This window comes from Paenibacillus physcomitrellae (assembly GCF_002240225.1).
Taxonomy (GTDB): domain Bacteria; phylum Bacillota; class Bacilli; order Paenibacillales; family Paenibacillaceae; genus Fontibacillus; species Fontibacillus physcomitrellae.
In genome coordinates this window covers 589,928-612,696 of record NZ_CP022584.1, presented here as the reverse complement: position 1 = coordinate 612,696, position 22,769 = coordinate 589,928, and the positions used below count along the sequence as shown (strand labels likewise).

General features: G+C 48.7%; 18 protein-coding genes, 1 pseudogene and 1 other annotated feature. All 19 genes and pseudogenes read right to left on the bottom strand.

The window, feature by feature from the left end:
- Positions 1-40: 40 nt before the first annotated feature.
- The 19 genes and pseudogenes from CBE73_RS02735 to CBE73_RS02645 all read right to left on the bottom strand — a co-directional run bounded on the left by CBE73_RS02735 (position 41) and on the right by CBE73_RS02645 (position 22,752).
- Positions 41-3,190, bottom strand: a complete 3,150-nt coding sequence (locus tag CBE73_RS02735) for an MMPL family transporter (RefSeq protein WP_094092894.1) — start codon at positions 3,188-3,190, stop codon at positions 41-43.
- Positions 3,191-3,355: 165 nt separating this feature from the next.
- A complete protein-coding gene (locus CBE73_RS02730) occupies positions 3,356-3,934 on the bottom strand; it encodes a TetR/AcrR family transcriptional regulator (RefSeq protein WP_244905515.1) in 579 nt (192 codons plus the stop codon).
- 196 nt (positions 3,935-4,130) lie between these two features.
- A pseudogene (locus CBE73_RS02725) lies at positions 4,131-5,131 on the bottom strand (tryptophan--tRNA ligase).
- 44 nt (positions 5,132-5,175) lie between these two features.
- Positions 5,176-5,433: a binding site (T-box leader), on the bottom strand.
- Positions 5,434-5,504: 71 nt separating this feature from the next.
- Positions 5,505-7,775, bottom strand: a complete 2,271-nt coding sequence (locus CBE73_RS02720) for a carbohydrate-binding domain-containing protein (protein WP_094092892.1) — start codon at positions 7,773-7,775, stop codon at positions 5,505-5,507.
- A gap of 19 nt (positions 7,776-7,794) precedes the next feature.
- The gene (locus tag CBE73_RS02715; protein WP_094092891.1) at positions 7,795-8,475 is read right to left on the bottom strand and encodes a DUF4956 domain-containing protein; all 681 of its coding nucleotides are present in this window, start codon (positions 8,473-8,475) and stop codon (positions 7,795-7,797) included.
- A complete protein-coding gene (locus tag CBE73_RS02710; RefSeq protein WP_094092890.1) occupies positions 8,472-9,212 on the bottom strand; it encodes a polyphosphate polymerase domain-containing protein in 741 nt (246 codons plus the stop codon). The genes CBE73_RS02715 and CBE73_RS02710 overlap by 4 nt, the downstream gene beginning before the upstream one ends.
- A 192-nt stretch (positions 9,213-9,404) precedes the next feature.
- Positions 9,405-10,682: a sensor histidine kinase gene (locus CBE73_RS02705; RefSeq protein WP_094092889.1), complete on the bottom strand. Its 1,278-nt coding sequence runs from the start codon at positions 10,680-10,682 to the stop codon at positions 9,405-9,407.
- Complete coding sequence (locus tag CBE73_RS02700) at positions 10,682-11,359, bottom strand: response regulator transcription factor (RefSeq protein WP_094092888.1); 678 nt, start codon at positions 11,357-11,359, stop codon at positions 10,682-10,684. Before CBE73_RS02700 ends, CBE73_RS02705 begins: the two co-directional genes overlap by 1 nt.
- 94 nt (positions 11,360-11,453) lie before the next feature.
- On the bottom strand, positions 11,454-12,599 hold the full coding sequence (locus tag CBE73_RS02695) for a Ger(x)C family spore germination protein (RefSeq protein WP_094092887.1): 1,146 nt from the start codon (positions 12,597-12,599) through the stop codon (positions 11,454-11,456).
- Positions 12,596-13,690, bottom strand: coding sequence for a GerAB/ArcD/ProY family transporter (locus CBE73_RS02690; RefSeq protein WP_094092886.1), 1,095 nt, complete (start codon positions 13,688-13,690; stop codon positions 12,596-12,598). The genes CBE73_RS02695 and CBE73_RS02690 overlap by 4 nt, the downstream gene beginning before the upstream one ends.
- Positions 13,690-15,072 (bottom strand): spore germination protein, encoded by a 1,383-nt coding sequence (locus tag CBE73_RS02685; RefSeq protein ID WP_094092885.1) that lies wholly within the window; start codon positions 15,070-15,072, stop codon positions 13,690-13,692. Before CBE73_RS02685 ends, CBE73_RS02690 begins: the two co-directional genes overlap by 1 nt.
- A 203-nt stretch (positions 15,073-15,275) precedes the next feature.
- Positions 15,276-15,578 carry a PilZ domain-containing protein gene (locus CBE73_RS02680; protein WP_094092884.1) on the bottom strand — a complete coding sequence of 101 codons (303 nt, stop codon included), beginning with the start codon at positions 15,576-15,578 and terminating at the stop codon, positions 15,276-15,278.
- Positions 15,578-15,913 carry an STAS domain-containing protein gene (locus CBE73_RS02675; RefSeq protein WP_094092883.1) on the bottom strand — a complete coding sequence of 112 codons (336 nt, stop codon included), beginning with the start codon at positions 15,911-15,913 and terminating at the stop codon, positions 15,578-15,580. The genes CBE73_RS02680 and CBE73_RS02675 overlap by 1 nt, the downstream gene beginning before the upstream one ends.
- A 16-nt stretch (positions 15,914-15,929) precedes the next feature.
- On the bottom strand, positions 15,930-18,008 hold the full coding sequence (locus CBE73_RS02670; RefSeq protein ID WP_174704647.1) for a FapA family protein: 2,079 nt from the start codon (positions 18,006-18,008) through the stop codon (positions 15,930-15,932).
- Positions 18,009-18,024: 16 nt separating this feature from the next.
- Positions 18,025-18,873, bottom strand: a complete 849-nt coding sequence (locus tag CBE73_RS02665) for a PP2C family protein-serine/threonine phosphatase (protein ID WP_094092881.1) — start codon at positions 18,871-18,873, stop codon at positions 18,025-18,027.
- A 2-nt stretch (positions 18,874-18,875) separates the two neighbouring features.
- On the bottom strand, positions 18,876-19,190 hold the full coding sequence (locus CBE73_RS02660; protein WP_157739361.1) for an STAS domain-containing protein: 315 nt from the start codon (positions 19,188-19,190) through the stop codon (positions 18,876-18,878).
- A 52-nt stretch (positions 19,191-19,242) separates the two neighbouring features.
- The gene (locus CBE73_RS02655; RefSeq protein WP_157739358.1) at positions 19,243-20,820 is read right to left on the bottom strand and encodes a HAMP domain-containing protein; all 1,578 of its coding nucleotides are present in this window, start codon (positions 20,818-20,820) and stop codon (positions 19,243-19,245) included.
- The gene (locus tag CBE73_RS02650) at positions 20,817-21,887 is read right to left on the bottom strand and encodes an alpha/beta hydrolase (RefSeq protein ID WP_229752558.1); all 1,071 of its coding nucleotides are present in this window, start codon (positions 21,885-21,887) and stop codon (positions 20,817-20,819) included. The genes CBE73_RS02655 and CBE73_RS02650 overlap by 4 nt, the downstream gene beginning before the upstream one ends.
- The gene (locus tag CBE73_RS02645; RefSeq protein ID WP_094092878.1) at positions 21,871-22,752 is read right to left on the bottom strand and encodes an ATP-binding protein; all 882 of its coding nucleotides are present in this window, start codon (positions 22,750-22,752) and stop codon (positions 21,871-21,873) included. Before CBE73_RS02645 ends, CBE73_RS02650 begins: the two co-directional genes overlap by 17 nt.
- Positions 22,753-22,769 lie beyond the last annotated feature (17 nt).

Genomic DNA, 22,769 nt, shown 5'->3' with positions numbered 1-22,769 from the left:
CGGCTAAGCGCTTTGGGTTTGTTTGTTTAAGACAAGATCGTTAACCAGTTATGCTGTTGTTGTCCTCCTGCTGTTCGGCATTCGCCTCCTTCTCTTTACGGCTAAAGCGGCCCGCCCGGTCCAGAAGGTTCATCAAAGCCGGGAACAAAACGGGCAGCATGATCAGACTAAGCAGCACCAACCCAATCATAACGCCAATCGCCACTTCAATCAGCGTAATAACGCCTGATGGAATGAGCGCCGCAAAGGTGCCACCCAGAATGATGGCCGCCGAAATCACGACGCCGCCCAGGTTTCTGGAGGCTTGTTTAATCGCTTCCGTAGGACTTGCTTCGATTTCTCTGTAGCGCATCAGCAGGAAAATACTGTAATCCACGCCCAAAGTAACAATCATGATGAAAGTAAAGAACGGAACGTTCCAGCTCAAATCATCGACCTGAACCAGCTGCTTGCTGATAAACTCGTTGGCGCCCAGCGTGATCAGGTAGGTTAAATATAGAGAACCTATGACGAACACCGGCGGCCAGAAGGAACGCGTAATCAGAATCAGCATGATGCCGATCCCGATCAGCATAATCGCCGAGGTGCGGTTAAAGTCGCCGCCTGCGATATCTTTAAGGTCGAGATTCTGCTGAGTCACGCCCCCAAGCGCCAGATCGGCTTTCTCCAGCTTCGTTCCCTTCAGCGCCGAGTCCAGCTGCCCGTTCAAGTCCTGAACGACGTTCATTGCTTCTTTGGAGTAAGGGTTGTCGTCCAGAATGATGCTGATTTCGGCAATTTTGCGATTGCCAGACATGTAGGTATCCAGCGACTGCTGGAACTCTGCTCCGTGCAGCACATCATCGGGAATGTAAAAGCTTTCCGACGCCTCGGACCGGCTGAGGCCCGCCAAATAACGGGAAGCCGAATTCAAGCCCTCCGAAATTGAGCTGAGTCCTTCCGTGCTTTGGGTTAATCCGTCCTTCAAATCGTTCATTTTGCCTTGCAGCTCCTGCAGTCCTGTATAAAGCTGCTGCTGGCCTTTGCCAAGCTGATCCAGTCCGGACGCCACGTCCGAGGTTTTATCCGCAATTTGGGCAGAGCCTTTAGCTCCTTGACCCAAGCCGGTGGTCAGTTGATCGGCGCCTTTCTGAAGCTGGCCGGCTCCATTAACGACCTGCCCCAAACCGTCGCTGATTTGACCCAGGGAACCGTTCGCCTGCTTAAAGCTGTCCATCGCGGAATTATACTGCGCCGTCAAAGGATCGATCTGGCTGTAAAGCTCATTTAACTGCTTCTGGGCTGAAGCCGTAATCCCCATAACTTTCTGAACTTCGACATCCTCGGCCATTTCAGGATGGGTCGCCGTAATCGCCGACATGCTGGTTTGTATCTGGGCATACCCGTCCATCGCCCCTTTGACCGCCGTCTTGACCGTGGTGAAAAAGTTGCCGAACGAGCCAAGTCCCTGCTCCAGTCGGGCATATCCCTGCTTCAGCTGCGCAGTTCCGGCCTGCAGCTTCTGCACGTTTGCCTTCAGGGAGGCTAAACCTTGACTGAGCTCCTCTGCGCCGGATGTCCCGTCATTTAGACCCGCCGTTACCTGGTTCATCGCTTGTTCAAGGGTTTTGGTTCCCTCCTGCAGCTGTCCGGTCCCTGCGATCAGCTGCTGGACATTGCTGAGATCGTCGGTGGATTTGAGCTGATCGGTGACGGAAGACAACCCGTTCTTGATGGTGTCCACGCCTCCGTTGGCTTCGCCGACGCCTTCGTTTACCTTGCCTGTCTGATCATTGATGTAAAGATCGTCTATCCGGGCCCCGGTTGGCCGGGTAACGCTATAGACCTTGGATACGCCTTTCACTTTGGAAATTTTATCGCTCAGCTCGTCTAGCACCTTCAGCGATTCCTGATTGTCCAAGGGTTCGTCTGAGCGGATGGCTAGAGTGACAGGTGCCGAGAAACCGGGTGCAAAATGATCGGCGATCACGTTAATGCCTTGTTTCGACTCGTAAGAATCGGCTACTTCCGCCAGATCGTCGTAAGCCAGCTGCTTGCTGTATCCCATAATCAGCGGCACGCTGATGATCGCAACGATCAGGAGGGAAAGCAGCGGACGAAGCGCTGAACGGCTGGACAACCAGCCCCACAACCGGCTGTCGGCATGACCGCTGAAGGATTTGGACGGCCAGAACATTCTTTTTCCCATAAGCACCATGAAAAATGGGTTTAACGTATTCAGCACGATAATCAAAACCGCGACGCCGACGGCAACAGCCGACGAAGAACGGTACAAGCCGAACTTGGCGAGCAGCAGCGTCAGGAATCCGATAAATACGGCAAGTCCGCTGAACAGGACGGTTTTGCCGGCGGTTTTAAAGGTTACTTTTACGGCTTCCAGCACATCACCCTGTTTGTTCAGTTCTTCTTTGAAGCGCGTGTAGAGCAGGATGTTATAATCCGTCCCTATGCCAAACAGCACGACAACCAGGAAAACCTGGGTAAAGTTCGAGAACGGATAATTAAAGCTGTCCACTAAATGCCCAATGATCGCTAAAGACACCAAATAAGAAATGCCTACCGTCAGCAGTGATATCAGAGGGATGATCGGCGAACGGAACACAATAATCAGAATGACCAGAATAAAAATGATGGCAATCGTTTCGGTTTTCTTAACGCCTTCTTCGACGGATTTGCTGAAATCGTTTGTGACCAGCGTCGAACCGGTCAGGTAAGTAGGAACGTCGGAAATTCGGACCATCTGATCTAGATCCGAGGTGATTTGCTCAATAGGCCGGTCTTCGTTTAAGACGAAGGAAATTTGGGTCAAGATCGTGGTCCCGTCTTCGGAAACGAGGCGTTTCGCCTGCTCTTCCCCGTCCAGGTAAGTCACCAGATCCTTTAAGCCAAGCTGTGACTTTTGCTGCTGCAGCTTACGGAGAACATGGTTGATTTCGTTTTTTTGCGGATCGCTTAAGGCCTTGTCACTGCCGCTGTTAAAGACCAGCACGATCGACTGCTCTTCTTCTCCGCCCGTATTCATCTGCTTGATGAAAGAAGCCGCTTTGCTGCTTTGCGCCGTTTCCGGCATGGTGATTGCCCCTTTTTCTTTCACCAGCTGATTCAGATCAGGCATTGTGAGGAGCGCTGCTATTGTAATTAAAATCCAGCCTAAGAAGGATAAACTTCTGGCATTAAGTAGCTTTTTCATCGTTTGGAACCCCCAACTGTATTGATGAGGAATGAATATTCATTCCGTGTATATAAAAGATCAAAGAAGTTTGATCGAGTTTTAAGGATAAGTGCGGACCTGTTTAAACCTTTAAATTTAAAGTCGAGGAATGAATATTCATTCCCCTTTAGACAAAGATCCAACCTAATGGATCCTTACAGCATTCCAGCAGCAATCTTCGATTTCGTCCAGCAGTTCTTTGGATTCCTCCAGCAGCCCTTTTCGAAAAGCATCCGAGACTTGAAAAAAAGCGCCCAGCACGATTGCAATCAGTGCGTTTGCCGGCATTTTTCGAATGACCCCCTGCTCCTGTCCCCAAGAGATCGTCGCCAGAATCTGACTTAGAAATGTCGTTACTTCCTCCCGGCTGCGTTCGTCCAGATACAGCTCGTTAGCGTTTGAGCAAATCAGCTGCAGCCGGTTGGGCCGATGTTTCCCGAATTGAAAAAGTCCGGTGAACAGCAGGTGGAACTCTTCCCTGACGGTTGTTCTCTGCCCTGTTCCCGTCTGGTTCAAAGCTTCCGCAAAAGCCTGCAAGCTTTCAACGATCAGCACGTTGAGCAGAACTTCCTTGCTCTCGAAATACCGGTAGATCGTGCCTGCACCAACGCCGGCCAGTTCGCTGATCATCGGCATGGTTGTAGCATCGAATCCTCGTTCGGCAAACAGCTTTAAGGCGGCCTCCAGAATGGCTTCTTTCTTGCTTAATTGTGCCAATTTCATTTCCTCCATTCGGAATGAATAGTCATTCCGCTACTAAAGTCATTATAATTATATTTTAGGAAAAAGCAACCTTTCGCGAAATTTATCGAAAATTTCTTTTGCCGGAATACAAAAAAAGCTGCAATTGGCTCACAAGCCAGCTGCAGCCAATCCGCTCTCCAGGCCCATTTGGATCAGGCCACTGCTTGGGCTTCAACTATCTAAAGCGCCCGATCTTCGTTTTTACTTGTTCAAGCAGCGGTTGAGCCATTGTGCGTGCTTTCCGTGCTCCTTCAGCTAGAATCCGATCGATCCGGTCCGGATCGGCCATCAATGCATGGTATTTCGCACGAGGTTCTTCCAAGTAACGGTTCATCACCTTAAACAGCTCCTGTTTCGCTTCTCCCCAGCTGATGCCGGTCTGAAATCTGCCGTGCAGCCTTTCGGTTTCTTCGGGTTTGGCAAATTCCTTGTAGAGCAGAAATACGCTGGAGGTATTCGGATCTTTAGGTTCGTTTGGCGGCGTCGAGTCCGTCTTGATTTTTTTGATCCTTTTCTCCAGTTCTTCGGGCGGAGCAAAAAGCGGGATCGTATTGTTATAACTTTTGCTCATTTTCCTGCCGTCGAGTCCGGGAACAACTGCCGTGGTTTCGTCCACTACAAAGGTTGGCAGCCTGAAGGTATTCCCGAAACTTCGATTGAATTCCTCTGCAATATCTCTGGCAATCTCCACATGCTGGATCTGATCTTTGCCTACTGGCACTTGATCGGATTGAAACAGCAGGATATCTGCCGCCATCAGGATCGGATAAGTAAACAACCCCATGTTAACTCCGTTGTCCCTCTCCATCCCCGTCTGTTCATTCTGGTCCACTATCGCTTTATAGGCATGGGCACGGTTCATCAACCCTTTAGGGGTCAAGCAAGACAAAATCCAGTGGAGCTCAAATATTTCCGGCACATCCGACTGACGATAAAAAACCACCTGTTCCGGATCTAGGCCCATTGCCAGCCATGTCGCCGCAATCCCGTAGGTTAAACGATTGAATTCCCCTTTATTTTGAATAAACGTCAAACCATGATAGTCAGCGATAAAATAAAGAGGTTTGCATGTTTTGTCCGCCGCCATCTGAAGCGCGGGTTGATTGCCCCGACATAGTTGCCGAGATGCACCTCTCCTGTAGGTTTGATGCCCGTAAGGACGATTTGTTGAGCCATGTTCTTTCCCCTCCTCTTGGAAAATAAAAAGGGGCTTCTCATCCGGAAAGGACGAGAAACCCCGTGGTACCACCTTAATTAGCCCGCTTTGGCGGACTCGCTTGGCGTATCGCACCCGCATAAATAACAGGTTTTAATACGTGTCTCTTGTAACGATGAGACTTTCGCCAAAGCCTACTCAGCTGCGTTTTCGGTTTGGATGCTCAGAAGCCCACTTCGGCATAACCGCTGCGCTGATTTGCACCCTCCATCAGCTCTCTGAAGCAGTTGTTTATGCGTACTCTCTTCATCATCGCCTAGCATGTTTGGTTGTATTTCTAGTTTTAACCAATAATATACGAATTGTCAATAATTCAGGAGACATCCAAACAGCTTACCCGTTTACCTCCGTCCCATCAGGCTGGCTGCTGCTTCCAGTTCCCTGCTGATCTCCCGTTCCGGAGCCAGGCATCTGCTGACTGTTCCCGTCTGTACCCGGCATGCCTCTTCTGCCGCCTCCCTGACCTTGTCCCTGTCCAGGTTGTCCAGGGCCGCCGCCACCGAAGCCTGATGGGGCCGTTGTTACACCGGATTCATTCACATAGGTGACGTTGTCGCCAAGGGTAAAGGTAACTACTTTAGTGCTGCCGTTCGTTGTACCGCTGTCATAAAGCCCGTCTTTCTCCGCACCGGAAGAGGTTCCGCCCGTAGAGATCGTGTAGCTTTCCCCGGCTTTGAGCTCAGGCGAGGAGAATACGATGCTGTTGAACGTTTTCGACGGTGCAAAGGCCGCTACCGCATGGCCAGTGCTGTCTGCCAAGGTAACGAGCGTGCCGGCTTTCAGCGTATCCGGAAATGTCATCTGCACGGCAAGCTGCTTGGAATCCGTTGAAGGGGCTTGGGCCATGCCCGAGCTGCCGGCTGCAATTAACACGCCTCCCGACTGTTCAAAAGTGCCGTTGTAGTCAAGCGCACCGTTGCCCGAATTCGTAGGTCCATTCACAATCGCGGTTCCCCCGGACATCACGATCGAACCGTTGGAATCAAGCCCGTCTCCGCTAGCGTCCACGACCAGATAACCGCCGCTGATCGTCAACGTTCCATCCGTTGCGGCGAACATATCCCCGCCTCCACCACCGGGTCCTCCAGCGGCCGGTTCCGAAGCTGATGCGTCGTCGCTGCTTCCGCCGATGTTCACCCCGTCGTCGCTAGCTGTGACATGGATCGTTCCCCCGGAGATTTCCATATCCGCGCTTTCTAGGCCTTCATAGCTTTTAGCTACGTTTATGGTCCCTTTTGAGATGGAGAGCGCGGTATCCGCATGGATGCCGTCATCGCCGGAGGACAAGGTGTACTCCCCGCCCATAATAGCGGCGTTTGCGTTGCTGTGGATAGCATCATCTGCGGCATCGATGGTGAATTCGCCGCCCTGGATCGCGAGGTCTCCCCCGGCCTTCAGCGCTTTGGCGCTGGTTGATTCAGTCTCGCTGGCCGATTCAGTCTCTTCGGCCGCCGCCGAATCTCCGCTGTCTGCGGTACCGGCATCGCTATTCGCCTTACCCTCAGAAGCTGAAGGTTTGGCCTGAACAGGCTGTTGACCCTGGACCGTATTCCCGGTTGGCTGGTTCAACTCTACTGAGGAAGAGTTCATATCTGCAGGTGGCTGGCCCATATCTCCTGGCTGGCCCTTAAATCCAAATCCCGGCTGCTCTTCATGCGTTTTGGTGGAAGCGGCACTGCCCCCTCCCGATACGATGTTAAACGTGCCGTCGACAATATAAAACAAAGTCTCCGCCTGAATGCCGTCATTGACGGAAGTGATATTGAAAGTGCCTCCCGCTATGGCTATGCTGCCTTTCTCTTCATCGGTATCGTTGGTCGTCTTAAGGCCGTCACCGCCGGCATCAACCGTAATCTTACCGTCTTTCACGGCGATCAGATCCTTGCCGATCAGACCATCGTCGGCGGATTTAACGTTGATCGTGCCGCTCATGATTTTCAGATCATCCTTGCTCGTTATTCCGTCATTGTTGTTGCCTTTAACGTTCAAAGCACCTGTTCCATTAATCGTCAAATCGCTTTTGGCATAAACAGCCGCCGTAGGCGCTTCCTCCGAAGTATCCGCATAAGCGGCTCCGTCTGCCAATGTATTGTCGGTTCCCTCCTGCAGGGTCAGGATGACCTTGTCGGCCTGCTTCACATGGATAGCCGGTCCGTCGGCATTGCTGATCTGCACGCCGTTCAAGACCAGATGAACAACGGCATCCTCCGCTGCTTCAATGACAATTTCTCCGTCCGTCAAGGTTCCGCTGAGCACGTAAGTGCCCGCTTCAGTAATTGTAACTGTACTTCCCGCGGCTTTTGCCCCGTCCCCCGAGATGCTCGCGCTTGATGCGTTAAGTTTTATCGCCGTAGAACCGTCCGTGCTCCAGGTTGTCAATGTGTCATTATCGTCAAATCCGGCCTGTTTGGAGACGTCCACGCTGGCGAGTTTGACGGCTGCTGCAGCAGCGGCCCCGCTCGATTGTACAGCCGCCGAGGAATCGGAGTTTGAAGAAGTGCTGCCGGATACTCCGGCATTCGTAGAATTGGCGCTGCAGCCCGCCGCCAATACGGTGCTGAAGAGCATTATTCCGGCTACCCGGCTTTTCTTGAATCGTTTCATATTAATCTACCTCTCTTTATTAGTTTTCCTGCGTGACAGGATTCATGGTCAAGGTGATATCCAGATTGCCGTTTCGTGTGCGAACGGCGTCCAGCAGTTCCTTCTGATTCGTATCCGGACCGATTTGCAAGGCGTAGACCACTTCATACAAGCTGCCAAGTTCGGTGGTCCGCACCTTTTTCAGCTCATAACCGACATTAAATTTCTTGAAGATTTCATCAAAAGCTTCCTCGTACCCGAGATTTTCAGGAATCGTAACCTTAAGAAGCTTCAAAGCGTCTTTTCTCGTGCCAAATTTGAGCGCCTTCAGCCCAAACATCAGCCCGCACAGCAGCAGGGTGAAGACCACGGCGTAACCATAGGCTCCAACGCCGCAGGCCAGACCCGCGGCCATGGAGAACAAAACATAGGAAATGTCTTTGGAATCTCCCGGCGCGCTGCGGAACCGGATAATCGAGAAGGCGCCCGCCAGGCTGAAAGCCCGCGCGATATTGCTGCCGATCAGCATGATGATGATCGCGACGATGGTCGGCAGCACCATCATCGTTAAGGTGAAGCTTTGCGAATAAGCCGTTTGGGTTTTCATATAAGTAAAGCTGATCATGCCTCCGACCACGATGGCTGCCACAAAGGTCAGCAGGGCCTGGGCCAGCGTTAATTCGGTGCTTGCTGCGTAAGAACTAAAAATCGATTCGATCATATGAGAATGCGCTCCTTTTCCTGATTCGCGTAGCGGATGGACTTTTTGTATTCATTGCCATATTTGGAGAAGCTGGTCCGGTACATCTGCTGTTCGGACAGCAGCCTGGACAGCCAGACCGGAATCGTCTTCTCTGCTTTGACCTCCATGAGCCACTGACCGGGCTCCATCAGCTGTTCGCCGTGATCGCCGGCCTCCAGTCTGAGATCGTAACGGCGGCTCCGGATGTTGGTGTCGAAGGTGATCCGCAAATCCCGGTTCCCTTTGCAAAACATCGCAATCCGGTCATAAGCCAGATAGGCCATGGGGCGAAGCTGGTACCGGGACAGGAAATATTCGATTTCCTGCATCACCTGCCGGTTCATCCCCTCCCGGAAAGCCGGGGGTTGTCCGGTATGGACAAATTCGTAAGCCTCCTGCAGATTCAGCGAGGTTCGCCGTTTGTTCACGAGCCCAAAAACCTTTTTCTTCAGCTCCAGATACACTTTCGCGTTAGGAGACGGAACGCCGTACGCCCGAATCCGCAGTTTTTCTTTATATTTGGGTTTGGAAAGACTGCTGCGGACCAGCGTGTGCTGATCGGTGTCGTAATACAAATTGCTGATGACATAAAACTGGCCGCCTTTGTTGTTCGAATCCGGCTCCATATGCTCCATCAACCGGCTGTAAAAGCCGTTAAAGGCTTCCGTGTCCATTAAGTATTTGTTCTCGTATCGGTTAAAGACCTCAATTGCCATTTCTATAACTCTCCTTCCCCCGCGGGCTGTTGTCCCGCTCTTCATGTTTGTATCTTATAAAGCGAACCTTTAATGAAGCTTAAATGGTTAACGCAGTGTAAAAACTTAATGACTGATAGCAAAAAAAGAGCCGCCAGCAGGCAGCTCTTTCGGGTTTTTCCGATTCATCTTTTCCGATTCATCCGTTCCGATTCATCCATTTAATTGAACATAAAAAGTAGTAGTCTCATTTGGCGTGCTTCTTGCGTAAATTTTACCACGGTGCTGCTCCACAATCGATTTGGCAATGGCGAGCCCGAGTCCATATCCGCCTTTCTGACGCGAACGCGAGGCATCGACCCGGTAGAAACGGTCAAAGATCTTATCCAGATGCTCGGGTGGAATGCCCGGGCCTGTATTGCTGACAGCCAGCAGAATATGCCCTTTCTGCCTGCCCAACTGAACCTCAATCGAACCTTTTGAACCGGCATATTTGACTGCGTTGTCCAGCAGAATCATAGCGACCTGCTTCATCTGCTCGCTGCTGCCCGTAACCGTCAAGCCGGGTTCCAGCCGATAATCGAGTGATAGATTTTTCTCGAAAATAACAGGCTCCATCGTCAGGATTAGGCTTTCCAGAGCTTCGCTGAGATCGAAGGGGACCTGGATCGCCCTTGCCCGGGCCTCGTCCATTTCGGTCAGATATAACAGGTCGTTCGTGAGCGTCTTCATTCGCTCGGTTTCCGATTTGATGTGCTGGACCCACTTGACCTGGTTCTCTATCGTATCCTCCCTGTTGGCTAGCAAAACGTCAGCGTTGGTGTTAATGACCGCCAGCGGCGTCTTGAGTTCGTGCGATGCGTCGGCAATAAACAGTTTTTGCCTGTCGAATGCTTCTTTGACCGGGGCGATCGAACGGCCGGCAAAATACCGGCTGACAAAATAGATCACAATCAGCATCACCACCGCTACTGCGGAAAAGGTGTAGATGAGATTGGTCAATATCTTTTGCTGGGAGCTAACCTCCATGAAGATCAGATCATAGCCCGTTGGACTTTTAAAGACGCCATAAGCCCAGCGTGTCCCGCTAAGGGTGAAACGGCCAGAATCCTTGGGATGAGCCGATGCAATTTGCACAACCGACTGGTAGAAATCCTCATCCATGTCATAACGCGAATTCGTATCCGTAATATTCCACTGGCTGTCGGTCCGCAGTTCAAAAAACACCGATCGGACCCGGAAATTGTCGTTGTCTCCTTTGCCGGGAGGCAAAGGCCCGGACGGGCCGCCTCCACCTCCGGCTTCACCGTTCTTTGGCCCCATACCTCTGTCGATCCGGGCCGTGTCGGCAACCTGATGCAGCTGGTTGTCGATGTCCCGGCGGACATTTTGATATGTGATGGTATAAATGGTTGCGAAGGCTACCAGCATAATGAAAGAGATAATGACCATATTCATGAGAAGAAACCGGTTGCGAAGTCGGTTAAACATCAGGAGATCTCCTCCAATACGTAGCCAACGCCCCGAATCGTATTAATTCGGACCGACGCCTGAAGGAAGGCCAGTTTTTTTCTCAGAAAAGAGATATAGACTTCCACATTGTTGTGTTCGGCTTCCGAGTCGAATCCCCAAAGCTTCTCGATAATCTGCTCCTTCGACGAGACCGCCTGCTTTCTCGTAATCAACAGCTCCAGCAGCTCGCTTTCCTTTAAAATCAGCTTCAGCTCCTTGTTTCGGCAGGTCAGCTTCAAATGGGCCGTATTCAGCTCAATATCTCCGAATTTCAGCGTGTCTTCCTGCACGACCTCTCCTTTCCGGCGCAGCGCCGCCCGGATGCGGGCAAGCAGCTCGCCTGTGGAGAAAGGTTTAGCAACATAATCATCGGCTCCATAATCCAGGCCGGCGATTTTATCGGGTTCTTCTCCTTTGGCGGTCAGAAGAATGACGGGCGTTTGGATGCCTTGGGCACGGATCGTTTTGAGCAGGCTGATCCCGTCCATGCCAGGAAGCATGATGTCCAGCAGCAGCAGATCATAAATGCCGGTCAACGCATGGTCTAGCCCTTCCTCCCCGTCGTACGCCGTATCCACTGAATAATTCTGTTTCTTCAGGATCTGCGAAAGCGCCTCCGCCAAATTCACCTCATCTTCTACGATTAATATTCTCATTCTTACAGCCCCTCTTTAAATGTCCTGTCCTGATCATACATCAGAAACCTTTAATGGACCTTAATTATAGCAGCTGCTCATCTTCGCGCTCCTGCTAGCGGATCATCCCGGTATATTTCATATTAATCCGGGTTTCAACCTCAAAATCGAGCTGCGCATACATGTCTTCCCAGGCACGTTTCTCCGCCTCTAAACTTCCCCAATGTCTTGCCCTATATCGAAGTCCCCAGCCTAAAGGATCTGTACCGCTCTTTTGGATTTTTTCAAGTACGCTTTTAACCTGAGTGTTGAGCTGCTGCTCGGCCGCCGCTGACATCTCTTTTAGAACGGCTTCAGTTATGATCGTATTGCGTTCATCTTCTTCAATAGAAGCCTGGATCTTGATTTTATAACGGATATAAGGTCTACCATCCGCTTTCTCTTTGATGCTGAAGGAAGAATGACTCCGGCTAAAGGAGTAAGCAGTCTGGTTCCCTTTGAATTTCAGATCAAGGCTTGTTATCAGGTTATGCTCTTTCAAAATATTATAGATTCGCGTTTCGTCCGTATTTAGAGCAAGTACGGCTTTTTGCTTATCAAAAATATAGGCTTTATCGATATCTAACCCATCTTTCCCTTTCGTTTCCGCCAAAGGCATGATCGGATCGAGGCCGATCTCCTGCATTCTTCTTCCAAGCTCATAGGAGAAAGTCGGACCTACGATAAAAGGGGATTCCGTCCCGTCTTTGCTTAACGCAAGAAGCAGCGAGTTACCGGACAATCTCTCCGATACAGGCTGGACATGAAGAACCTCATTCGCCGAAGGGCGGGCTACGGCTGTAAAGACTAGAAGCTGAATATCCCTTCTTCGCGCCAGCCAATCTGCAGCTTGCCTGATATCTTCCCTGGCAAAGCTTTCACCTAATAGCACCACCTTACAATGGCCAAAGTCCAGCTCTTTATCTAAACGAGACTTCATTTTCCTTAAAGCCTCGGCTATGGTAACCGATTCTTCGGTCAAATACTGCGTCTTTTCATCAAATTGTTTAGGATCTCCGAGCGGAATGGCAATTTTAGCGGTTACGGACACTTTCTCCGGATGCTCCACAGACCTGTCTATTCCAAGCGCCACAACAAACAGTCTAAGGTCCAGATCCTTAAACTTGCAGCCCTGAAGGGGAATCAGCAAGAGCAGAACACCCAGCAGAGACACCATCTTTGTGATTACTTTGGTTTGATTAGGGGTTCTCGACTTGTTCATGCTGTCTTTCTCCTGCTCCTTCTGTAAGCGATGAATACACTTAAGATCAAAGCCGCTTCACCGCATAAGCGGACTGATAGAAACATTAAACCTAATTGGTCCAGTTTGAATTGATTGATGGTTTGCACAAATAAGGAAATCGCACTGAAGATCCCCATAATCCACCAGTCTGATTTGCTTCTTGTCTCTTTTTTATTGCGGGACGTAAATGCGCCCTTGATCAGATTCAGAGCCACATGCCAGTGAATAATCGCGCTGTTCAGCGATAAGGTTAGATAGCTGAAGTAGAAAATAAACAGAACCCTTTCAATAATAAAGTTTTGGGTCCGGAGCGCATCCGCCGTAGAAAACCACGGGTAAACATGCCTGTACACGTTAATAGTTCCAAGAAACCCGATGGGAATCAAAAAGGTGGTCAGCAGGATCAAAGCCCCCAGTACGCCAATCAACCATAAGTACTTCAGTTGCAAGGGCTTAAATACCTGATTGAAGACGGCCATATTGATATATCCTGAGAAAATAAAAGTGGCTGTTGCAATGTCCCTGTAGGAAGGGAGCGCTATGGAATGAGTAAAGATATCCGCGACAGCATCCCAGCTGAAATAAGGGTGCAGAATCGCCTTAAGGAGGATATATACAATAAGCGGAAAGTTGATGCACAGCAGGACTTCCAGGCCGTATAAGAGGGATTCTGAATTAATCCGCATGCATAAACAGACCACGGCCAGAAAGAGGAGCATAATCATCGTCGGCTCCACATCCACACTGACGTACCTTAATGTCACCTCCACGAAAGAAATCAGGGTAATCAAACCCGCTGTGAACCACAAACTGGCATATAAAAGCAGCGCGGTTGCCGATATTGCTTTGGGGAAATGGGCATTAAAGACGGCCGGCAGGGATTGGCTCGGAAATTTGTTCATGCCTTTGATGAACAGAAAGGTCATCAGCACACCTAGGGGAATGGCAATTACAATAGCCATCATAGCCCCGCCAAAACTTGAGTTGATTAATCCTCTGGGTACAAAATTCACAATATTAATCAGCGCATTAATCATGAACAGGTAATAAAAATACCGCTCTTTAACCATTACCTCCCTCTCCCCGCATTTGTATTTCCACTCGCTAAACGGTCCAGCCCAAAGAGCCGCAAGTAAGGTTTGCCAAAGCTTCGCAGACTGGCAAGGTACATGGTAAGCCACAGACATCCGCACACGATCCCAACCAATCCAAACAAGGCAGCCAGAAGGATTAGGCCATATTTCAGAATCCGCACTGAAAATCCCATCATATTCAAAGGAATAACGAAATTGGAAATCGCTACTACGGAAACAAGAATAATCATAATATTGCTGACTAATCCCGCTTCGGTAGCTGCTGTTCCTAAGATAAGCCCGCCAACCGTGGTAGCCGTTGAACCTATCGCCTTAGGCAGCCTTAAGCTCGCCTCTGTCAGAAATTCCATCATAAGCAGCATAATAACCACTTCTATAAAAGAGGGATAAGGCACCGTGGCTCGGCTCCCTGCCACAAGCAGTGCTATTTGAATTTTCCAGACATCCGTGTTGTAAGAGGAGAAAGCAACGTATATGGCTGGCAGGGTTACGGTAAGGAATAATCCAAGATAACGGAGCGACTTCAAGAACCAGCTTACCGGTTTGGGCAGCAGCTTATCATCCATCGCCGTGAAAAAGTCATTGAAGATTACCGGCAGAATGACAACAAAACCGTCCGTGTCCACTACAATGACAATTTTTCCTTCTGACAGGTTAAACACGGCTCTGTCGGGTCTTTCCGTCACGATCGTGGTAGGAAATAAATTGAATTTGCTGCTGGACAAATATCGGTCAAGCTCGGTTGAACCCTGCAAAATATCCAAAGAAAGACTTCCCAGTCTGACCCTAGTCTCCTCAAGCACACTTTGATCTACCCGGGCGTCGTCGTAAATCAAGGCAAGCTGTGTTTTGGACTGAGTTCCAATGGTCATCGTCTCTACCTTTAAATCAGCGGATTGATAACGGTGACGAATAAGATTCAAATTCACGTCCAGCTGTTCATTAAAGGAGTCCGAAGGCCCTTGGACAATGACTTCGGTTTCGGCTGCCGTTACAGGAGTCGATTCAATTCTGGCAGCATCGAATAAGTATAGGGTTCCCTCATTAACCGAGATCACAGCATAGCCGGAGAGTATTTTCCCTTCAATCTGTCTGGCGTCCGAAAGGACGAGAATGCCCGGAAACGAGGACATATAATTTTCATAATCCTCAGTCTCCTTCATTTCATAATAGGGAGTGATGATGGTATCCTTGATTTTTTGCGAATCAGCCAGGCTTGATAAGTATAGGAATTGAATTTGTTCGTCCTGGGCGCCAAGCTTCTGCAGCTTAAGGTCACTCATATTCTTCAAATGCTCTTGAACGGCCTTAAGAACGCTGACATTAGAAGGCTTAGAATTTTGCTGGCTGTCCTTCATGTTGTTCTCCTTTTTTTCATTATTGGCAAAGCTGCGTTATCCCGTTTAGATTGCGGAATTATTAAGATAAATATACAATTCATCCCATTCGAACATGGTATTTTAAGGTCACCAAATCAACAAAAACCGCCTAGGGAGGTCAATTCCTCCGAGGCGGTTTTGTTCTGATTATCCATTAAGGTGTTTAGTTGTTTAGGCTGCTCTCACTTATTGGAATCGCTTCTTTCTACATGCATACCGTACTGAAATTTACCCTGCCCTTCAGATTTCTTCCAGGCCACTTTGCCTTGAACCAACGATTCAATGTCCAGGCTGGGGATATGAAACCGGACGCTTTCACCTTCTTGCATATCGATGTCTGAAGTAAAGCGGATTCCTTCTTCGCTTACATCGTTCAGAATTAGCATGACATGTTTCAGGCGTTTACCTGAATCAAATTCGATTTCCTCAATCTCCAAATCTAAAGGTTCAATCGTTGTTCTTTGAAATTTGCGTTTCTCTTCCATTATTGCTCACCAGCTTTGGCAGGAGTTTCAAATACGTCATCCCCGAGAATTAACGGCAGCTGCAACAGGGAGAAGACGTACTCCACTTCCGGACTTAAATTTCGGATCAGCACTTTTATGCCTTGTGCCTTTAAATCCTTAATCAGCGTGATCAGCAATCCAATGCCGGATGAATCTACAAAGTCAACCTGACTAAAATCTAGTTCAATCGATGCTGCTCCGCGAAGCTTCGGCGCAAGGTCTTCCTGCAGGATCTCGGTAACGTCAATATCCATATCTCCGGATAAAAGTACGGTAGCCAACGAGTCTTTCTGTGTAAGGGTGTAATTGAACATCTCCGGTCTCCCCCGCTTAAGATATAATAAGTCTGCCTTCACTGCTTAAAGAGGCAGTGACATCGACGTGAGGCTGGACAAATTTGTAGTGATGGCTGCCGATTTGAATCAGGGTATCTTCCATAGCGAGTTTAATATAAATTTTCTCGGTTTCCGGCACCTTAATTTTAGTTGTGATTCCACCCTTGGTTCCCGCCTGTTCAAGAGTTACTCCCTTGGCCGCAAAGATCTCGCCTCCGCGTACGTAACCTTTGACGTTCACATGTCCGTGTGCAAACATTTTTGAATTGTAAATGCCTTTTCCCGTAACCCAAATGTCTCCCGCCGAATAAATTTGACTGTTCTGAACGAATCCGGCGTTAATGAACAGCTCGTCCGCCGCCGTCTCCACAGAAGATTGAATGAGATTCTCAGCAAGCTGAATGATCGGCTTAATCTCTTCAGACGATTTCAAGATAGAGTCATTTAAAGTCAGAAATCCGCGGTGAAGTCTCCTGCTCAGATCTTCCCATTCCGGTTCAAGGTGTGCTGAGTGCTCATTTAATTGTTGAACCAGCGTACTGACTAATGAGGAGAACTGTTTGAACTTGCCGTCATATAAAATTTTCAGCAGCGGCCCCAGCCCTGTTCGCTGAAAGGAAGATACCTTAAAAGCCGAGACCAGCGACAGCTGCTGGATGGCTGTTACGATTTTTTTCATTTGTAATACACATTCCTGCATAGATGCCTGAAGCTCTGTCTTCACCAAATTGCTTTTACCCGCAGTAACCTCGCTTGATATCACGTTGTGTTGAATGATGACCGATTTCCCGGCCATAATCGTGGCCATATTCGCATTGCCGCGGACCATCAGGTTCCCGTCCGCCTGTACCGTCATCCCATCCTGTACGGAACCTTTGATTTCGACTTCTCCAATATAGCGGATATTTCCGGTCTCCATATTGATATCTTTAACGATAGTCAGTTTCGGAACAACCGAGATTCTAGCCTCACGGCCTGACTGCTTGATGTCGGGATGTCCGGTGTCCAGAGCTACAACTTTTGAATCGCCTTCGACCAGCTCAACCCCATGGCCCGCCTGTAGAAGCAAAGGAAACACTTCTGGAGGAAACAAAGGCTCATTGGTTACTGTAACCCCTGGATAACCAGGCACAGGGGGAACTACGATGCCAATAATCTGTCCCCTATCCACCGAAGGAAACTCCTGAATATCCCGATAATTCACCGTTCCATCCGCTCGCTCCCTAATCCCTTTAAGAACCTCCATCTGCTGATAAGGCATAAAGTAGCCCTGTTTACCCTCCAAATACGGAGAGCCTTTGGCTATTAAATAGGTTTCCTCTTCTTCGCTTAAGCAGGCGCTGGCGATCTGGGCGTAGTTAACCCCGTGCACAATCCCGAGCTCGCGAAGCTTCTGCATAACCTCGCCATCGTCAAGCAGAATGGGAACCCGCTTCTCTTCGGCTTCGAGAAGTACAAAATTTGAAGGTTCCATATCCCGGATGCTGCGGCGCAGCTTGTATCCCGGCTTCACGCTTAAATGGGCTTCCATCTTGTCTTCCGAGATTTTGACCTCCCATACCGGCTGAACTTCTTCATCCTCGGTTTCAGCCAGTAGTTGGTCTCTTTCATGGATCACGGTTGCCCGTTCGACGATCTGGCCATTCTTATAAAGCTTTACGCCTTTGCCCGGCTGGATAACCGGAAATTTATCCTCCGCATCTTTACTGAAGAGCAAGCCGTTTTGCACCCATACCTTGCCGGATAAATCCTCTTCGTGTGGAACGGACATGCTTGTTTGTTCAAAATCCGGCGAATCTTGCAAATTTAACGTAGAAACCAGGTCACGCAAGGGGTCACGCAAAGAGTCTGCATCTGCGTTCTCTTGTTTTTCAGGAGCAGAAGCGGGGCTGGAATCCGTTTCCTTCAAAGTGACCCGCACTACCGCCGGTTTGTTGCGGAAACCGAGTAACCCTTTCTTCTCATTCTCCAAAATTTCTATATCCACCTCATGTTTATCGGCGCTCAGCAAATCAAGCGCAATAAGCAAGGCTTCCTGAATGGATCTTCCTTTAGCGATAACCTTATTCCCCATTCCAATTCCTCCTAAGCTAAACATCCTCGTTTCGCTTAATTCGGCACTCCAACATACGTCTTCCTATCTTCAGCCGTCTGCCCATCTTCAACATGACAATGGTAATATCATCCCTTTGCGGCAGTCCTTCTGTATAATGATCCAGTTCTTCCACAACGATGGACTCAATTTCAGAAACCTGTTTATCCGCATGTTCTTTCAAAAGCGGAACCAGCCTGTCAATTTTGTACATTTGCTTGGCCCGATTTTGAGCTTCTATTACACCGTCGGTATAGAAAAAGATCAGGTCGTCCTGCTGCAAATAGATTTCGTTCTCGATATAAACCTGACCGGACAATCCGCCGAGCATAACGCCTTTGGGGTTAGGAAGCTCCATCGTTCTATTCTGTGAACGAACCAGAATCGGAGAGTTATGTCCGCCATTTGCGTACACAAATTGCCCCGTACGGGGATCCCAGTCCGCGCAGCAGACTGTAACAAAGGAGTTCAAAATTCGCAAATCTTTATACATCGCATTGTTCATGGCCGTTAAGGTTTCTCCAGGGCTTCCAGCAGACCCGGCAGCGCTTCGAAAGGCTCCCCGGGTCAGAATCATCAGCATCGCGGCGGGGATTCCTTTGCCCATGACATCTCCGATAATAAAGCGGATCTTACCGTTATCAAGCGGATAGAAATCAAAGTAGTCTCCCCCTATCATTCTTGCAGGAATGGAGATTCCGGAAATTTCACCGCTTCTCAGCGGAGGTCTTTCACCGTTGAGAAGCTTCCTCTGAATATTCCTTGCCAGTTGAATTTCTCTAAGCAGAGTCGTATAATCGGGGTCATTTTCATGACGGATATGAGACGCCGTATCAGAACCCAACATTGTTAACGCCCCTCCTTTAAAAGAGCCTCCATAACTTTAAATACCCCTATCGTTTCAAACAGTTCCCGCGTGCTGTCATCCAAATCTACAAATTCTACTTGAATGTCGTGGTCGCTGGCAAAATGAATAAGCGTAAGAACCGAACCTATACCTGTAGAATCTATAAAATCTACTTCTTTAAAGCTGACGATTATTCTCGACACGTTCTCCGGAACCTGAAATGAATTGAATTCGTCAACCGTTGAATAATCAATAAGTCCTTTAAGGATGATCGTAAATACGGATTCCTTAATAGTAGTTTCTACTTTCAAAGTCATCTTTTGACCCTCCATGTTTATGCCGAAGATGATCACGGCTGGAATGTTAAAACTATTTATGATAAGTGAATTTCTCCAGCTGCCGGAGCAGCGACTGGGACAAGCCTGAAAGCTCACTGGACTGTCCGTGCAGGGATTTCAAGAGATCGGACAACGTAATCGAAATCAAGGTGGCGTTATTCGTTTTGTCTCTGAAGATCTGGCGGATCTCGTCAATTTGTTCAATCAAAGGCTGTACTTCGGCATGTCCCGCCTTGAGCTCCAGGCTTTCCTTGACCTGATTCAGGAAGAACTCGATCTCGTCAATCGAACCTCTTGCTTCGGCGGTTGCGTTAATGGACATGGTTAAGGCCTTTTCCACTGATTGATCCGCTTCAGCTTCCAGAATAAACGCCACTCTCTGCATCAGCGTTGCCTTTTCGTGTGTAGATGCCAAAAATTGATGGAGGGAATCCGCCATCGCGTTAACCGAGCTGGATAAATCGCCCAGCTCTCCTTTATCTTGAAGACTGCTCTTGGCCGTCAAATCTCCTTGTTCCAACTGCTTGATCTGCAATATGATTTTTTGTATAAATTTATAAATTTGTGAGAAGAAGCGGGCTGTCAGCATAAACAACGCGATAAGCGAAAGCAAACCAAATAACAAAGAAATCAACGAATGCCGGTAAAGCGGTTTGCTTATCTTCCCATAGTCCAGCGCAATATAAATGACCTGATCCGACTCGATCGGAACAAACAGCTTATACAGCTTTTTTCCTTCAACGGTTTCAACAAAACTTTGCTTGACCGGCTGCTTGGCCATGGACTTGAGCTTCACCAAATCGGATTCCGTCTGGTAGCTGAAGCTTCCATTCACGACTTTCTTTACAGGAGGATACAGCTTCTCCTCCAAAGTTGGATCCGCAAACACCTTGGGCGTCAGAACAGCCGCTTCGACCAAATAGGGGTTTTCTTTCATGATCTTCGTGATCCAGGCATCCGGACCGCTTGTTTCCGTAAATTGATTGACTTCATTCGCTTCAATAAAGGGATTGATCACATAATCGGTTCCCGGAGGATGATAATAAGCATATTTATAGAAGCTTGGATCCTCATTATGACTGGCTGATTGAGCGGTCGGAAGCACCACCATATTGTTCTCAATCAGCGTGGCTCCCGGAATCGGCGGTTTTCCGCCTGACAGCAGCAGTTGTCCGGCTTCATAAAATCCGATTTGCTTCATGCTGAACCCGATTTCGTTTGGATCTGTAGAAGCTACGCCAACGATGTCATCGTTTTTAGGTTCAAAGACCGTAAAGCCTGTAATATTGAGCTCCTGTTTGATGTTCAGCAGCTCATCTGAGGAGAGGCTGTCCATCTTTTTCCCCTTCAGTAATACGGCAATATGTTTGGCATAAGCAACCAGCTTCAGGTCAATTTGGTGTTCAATCGATTCGGAAGCGAGCAAGGTTTCCTCAACACCATTATTCAAGCTGCTTGCGGCCTGGTTGGCCTGATTCTGTGTCTCCCGGTCGATCTGCCGATGAATGAGATAGAATTGAGTGACCCCGGATAGCAGAATAATGACAAGCAGGACAATGAATACACGAAGTAGAAATTGCTGCTGCAGCGAGCTTTTCGAAGTCATCATGACTTCGCTTCCTCCCCTTCCCCCGAGAACCATCTGGATGCTTCTCTTCTGATCTCGCCAAGCTTATAATTGCAGCAATGCCCTTCATCCTCATAAGCCATCCACTTTTTTCCTTTCGGCAGACGATGAAACAAATCATTTATATCTTTGCCTGGCACCATCAAATCTTTTCCACCATGGAAAAGGTATACCGGCGACCGGAAGTGCAGCTCTTTGAAGTTCGGAATTGCCCGTTTCTCAGGTACCAGCGTGCAGGAGCAATCCATGCGCTCAAGAAAGTAACCCGGAAGCTGGAGACGATCGAATTCAACTGCCGGACTGACTGCCACGGTTTTATAAATGAATGGATGGCAGCTGCCGTAAATGGCCCAAGAGGCTCCGAGGCTTGTACCAAACAAATTAAGGGGCAGCTTTGGAAACTGTTTGGCCGCATATTCTATAACAAGATTCACAAACATTTCCCAGCGATCCTTCGTTCCTCTTAAGCCATTTGAAATATAGGTTTCGCCTTGTCCAGGCCCGTCAAAGCTGACTGTAACAAACCCTTGATCCAGGAAATCCAGCTCATACTGGTAAAGTTCCTCTTTGGTAGAATCAATAGGATTAACAATAATGACGCAGCCAATCGGATCATTCGGCAGCCGGACTCTTCCCGGACATAAAACACCCTCGATTTCGATGGCTTCATAGCGGGTTTCTATCTCGGAACATTCATCTGCTAAACGGAAAAGCCGGGTACAGGACTTATAGGCTTTCATTTTGTCTTCATTTCGTTCGGGATAAATCCATTGCAGCAGATTATAGGTCAGAGAAGCCGTGCGATAGACCTTATCTGCTTCAGTAAGGAAATGTTGTTCTTTCAGCTGCTGCGCCAGCTTCTCCTGTTTGGCGGCTAACGTAGACCAAACTTGGGTCCAGTTCTGCAAAGTGTGAAGCTTGCTTCTGACAGCTTCGATTTCGGCATAAGGAAATCCATGAACAATCCACCGATCCCAGAAAGCGTCGATCAAAACAGAAGTTCGCAGGGTTCGGTTGATTACTTCATCCACATTAAACGGAGTTCTCAAGTTTTACACCTTCTTCATGGAAGATAAGAATGATTGTCGACCCCTTATCAGAGGTTGCCAGCAGCATCTGGTCTGCCATCTTCATCATCAGGGTAAATCCTTGCCCCAATGAATTTTTGGTAGAGTATCCCTCCATCAAAACGGCATAAGGAAGCAGCTTCAGTTCAAAACCAGGTCCCCTGTCCGTGATGCAGACGTGAATAGCCGAGGGCATGTTATAAATGCTCAAGCTTCCTTCGCAGGCATGCTTCAGTACATTGGTAATGGCTTCGGAAATGAGCAGAATTTCGTTCATGACCCGGGGAAGGGGCTGGCCGATGCCAAGCAGGCATTCTTTTGCCTTCTGGCGGGCTTTAGGAATATCCGACCGTTCCTTGATGGGGGCCTCGTAGATCAAATCGCCTAGCTTGTAAGGAAGAAGCTCATCTTCCTGTACCAGCAGGAATTTTTGCTGCGTGGCCGCGTAAATGACATTTCGGTAGACTTCCCAAACCTCAATATCAAATTCTGATTTGGACAGCTCGGCGTTTTTCTTGGAAGTGAAGAGATAAGAAACTTCCTTAATTTCTTCATATACGGCTAATAAGGCTTCCGTATAAGGACCGCTTAAATTCATCCCTCTAATTTTCAGATAAACATCCATCCCGTTCTCCAGCCAGCGATACATACGAACGGCATACTCATTCAGTCCCCCTTGATCCTGTTGTTCCAAAGGGAGAAGCTGCCGCAGACGGTTCGCTATCCAGCTGATCAGCGCTTGCTTGTGATGCTCATATAACGATGGAGAGAAATCCGGTTGAGCAGGCATCTGCGTATTGATGTCAGGCTCGCCTCGGCCAATTAATTTATGCAGGAAAGTTTTCATAACATATTGGCAGCCTC

What these genes read in the sequence shown, in the direction of transcription:
- CBE73_RS02735 (WP_094092894.1), bottom strand. Translation starts at nt 3,190, where the DNA reads ATGAAAAAGCTACTTAATGCCAGAAGTTTATCCTTCTTAGGCTGGATT.
- CBE73_RS02730 (WP_244905515.1), bottom strand. Translation starts at nt 3,934, where the DNA reads ATGAAATTGGCACAATTAAGCAAGAAAGAAGCCATTCTGGAGGCCGCC.
- CBE73_RS02720 (WP_094092892.1), bottom strand. Translation starts at nt 7,775, where the DNA reads ATGAAACGATTCAAGAAAAGCCGGGTAGCCGGAATAATGCTCTTCAGC.
- CBE73_RS02715 (WP_094092891.1), bottom strand. Translation starts at nt 8,475, where the DNA reads ATGATCGAATCGATTTTTAGTTCTTACGCAGCAAGCACCGAATTAACG.
- CBE73_RS02710 (WP_094092890.1), bottom strand. Translation starts at nt 9,212, where the DNA reads ATGGCAATTGAGGTCTTTAACCGATACGAGAACAAATACTTAATGGAC.
- CBE73_RS02705 (WP_094092889.1), bottom strand. Translation starts at nt 10,682, where the DNA reads ATGTTTAACCGACTTCGCAACCGGTTTCTTCTCATGAATATGGTCATT.
- CBE73_RS02700 (WP_094092888.1), bottom strand. Translation starts at nt 11,359, where the DNA reads ATGAGAATATTAATCGTAGAAGATGAGGTGAATTTGGCGGAGGCGCTT.
- CBE73_RS02695 (WP_094092887.1), bottom strand. Translation starts at nt 12,599, where the DNA reads ATGAACAAGTCGAGAACCCCTAATCAAACCAAAGTAATCACAAAGATG.
- CBE73_RS02690 (WP_094092886.1), bottom strand. Translation starts at nt 13,690, where the DNA reads ATGGTTAAAGAGCGGTATTTTTATTACCTGTTCATGATTAATGCGCTG.
- CBE73_RS02685 (WP_094092885.1), bottom strand. Translation starts at nt 15,072, where the DNA reads ATGAAGGACAGCCAGCAAAATTCTAAGCCTTCTAATGTCAGCGTTCTT.
- CBE73_RS02680 (WP_094092884.1), bottom strand. Translation starts at nt 15,578, where the DNA reads ATGGAAGAGAAACGCAAATTTCAAAGAACAACGATTGAACCTTTAGAT.
- CBE73_RS02675 (WP_094092883.1), bottom strand. Translation starts at nt 15,913, where the DNA reads ATGTTCAATTACACCCTTACACAGAAAGACTCGTTGGCTACCGTACTT.
- CBE73_RS02670 (WP_174704647.1), bottom strand. Translation starts at nt 18,008, where the DNA reads ATGGGGAATAAGGTTATCGCTAAAGGAAGATCCATTCAGGAAGCCTTG.
- CBE73_RS02665 (WP_094092881.1), bottom strand. Translation starts at nt 18,873, where the DNA reads ATGTTGGGTTCTGATACGGCGTCTCATATCCGTCATGAAAATGACCCC.
- CBE73_RS02660 (WP_157739361.1), bottom strand. Translation starts at nt 19,190, where the DNA reads ATGACTTTGAAAGTAGAAACTACTATTAAGGAATCCGTATTTACGATC.
- CBE73_RS02655 (WP_157739358.1), bottom strand. Translation starts at nt 20,820, where the DNA reads ATGATGACTTCGAAAAGCTCGCTGCAGCAGCAATTTCTACTTCGTGTA.
- CBE73_RS02645 (WP_094092878.1), bottom strand. Translation starts at nt 22,752, where the DNA reads ATGAAAACTTTCCTGCATAAATTAATTGGCCGAGGCGAGCCTGACATC.